The following is a 1,418-nucleotide window of genomic DNA, read 5'->3' as shown; positions in this document are numbered from 1 at the left end:
CCTGGAGTCCCGCGGGGTGGTGGTCTTTCGGGCCCGCGGCGTCGTGACCGCGACGGGGTGAGCCATCGTGCGATGGTCAGTGAGAACGACCAAGAACTCACACAGAAAGACGACACCGCACGATGGCTCTTGACCAGTCTGCCCTCCTCGAGCTGCTCGGGGAACTGAAGCTCACCGGCACCACCGACCGCATCCGAGCCGCGACCGAGCGGCTCTACCAGGAGCTGATCGACGCGGAGACAGCCGCATTCATCGGCGCCGCCCCCTACGAGCGCACGAGCGAGCGCACGACTACCCGCAACGGTTCCCGGCCGCGGGTGCTGTCGACCACGGCTGGGGATCTGGAGTTGCGGATCCCGAAGTTGCGGCAGGGGTCGTTCTTCCCGTCGCTGCTGGAGCGGCGCCGCCGGGTCGACCAAGCCTTGTTCGCGGTCGTGATGGAGGCCTACCTCCACGGCGTCTCAACCCGGAAGGTCGATGACCTCGTCAAAGCGCTCGGCGCTGACACTGGCATCTCGAAGTCCGAGGTGTCCCGCATCTGCCAAGGGCTCGACGCCGAGGTCGCATCGTTCCGCGACCGCTCGCTGTCTGACATCGCCTACCCCTACGTGTTCCTCGACGCGACCTACTGCAAGGTCCGCATCGACCACCGTGTCGTGTCCCAGGCGGTCGTCGTCGCGATCGGCGTCGCCGCTGACGGGCGGCGGGTCGTGCTGGGCTTCGATGTCGGAGACAGCGAGACCGAGGAGTTCTGGAAGCAGTTCCTGCGCTCGTTGAAGACACGAGGTCTGGGCGGGGTGAAGCTGGTGATCTCCGACGCCCACGCCGGACTGAAGAAGGCCGCAGCGACCGTGTTGCAGGGCGCCGCCTGGCAGCGCTGCCGCGTCCACTTCATGCGCAACGTCCTGACCGCCCTCCCGAAGGGCCGGCAGGAGATGGTCGCCAGCGTGATCCGCACGATCTTCGCCCAACCCGACGCCGAGCACATCGATGCCCAGTTCGACGAAGTCGTGCGCATGATCGAGCGCGTCCACCCCAAGACCGCCGTGATGCTCACCGACGCCCGTGACGACATCCTCGCGTTCAAAGCGTTCCCCGCCCGGCATTGGCGACAGATCTGGTCCACGAACCCGCTGGAACGCCTCAATCGGGAGATCAAGCGCCGCACCGACGTCGTTGGCGTGTTCCCGAACAACGCCGCCCTGCTCCGCCTGGCCGGCTCCGTCCTCGTCGAGCAACACGACGAATGGGAAGCCGCCGACCGCCGCTACTTCTCCGAAGCCTCCATGACCGAGCTCACCGCGACCACCCCCACCATCGACGAGGCGGTGATACTCCCCGAGATCACCGCCGCCTAAACTAACGACAGCTGATCATCGCAACGAAGCGAAAGACCACCACTCAAACGGACGCGGCCC

Annotated in this window: 1 protein-coding gene; it reads left to right on the top strand. The window is 66.4% G+C overall.

Annotation, left to right across the window (positions count from 1 at the left end):
* Positions 1–122 precede the first annotated feature (122 nt).
* Positions 123–1,358, top strand: coding sequence for an IS256 family transposase (locus Q9S36_RS51555; RefSeq protein WP_046746337.1), 1,236 nt, complete (start codon positions 123–125; stop codon positions 1,356–1,358).
* Positions 1,359–1,418 lie beyond the last annotated feature (60 nt).

The sequence above is a fragment of the Microbacterium sp. ARD31 genome (assembly GCF_031844425.1).
The sequence above is the reverse complement of the archived record's forward strand: the minus strand, read 5'-3'. Positions and strand labels throughout refer to the sequence as shown.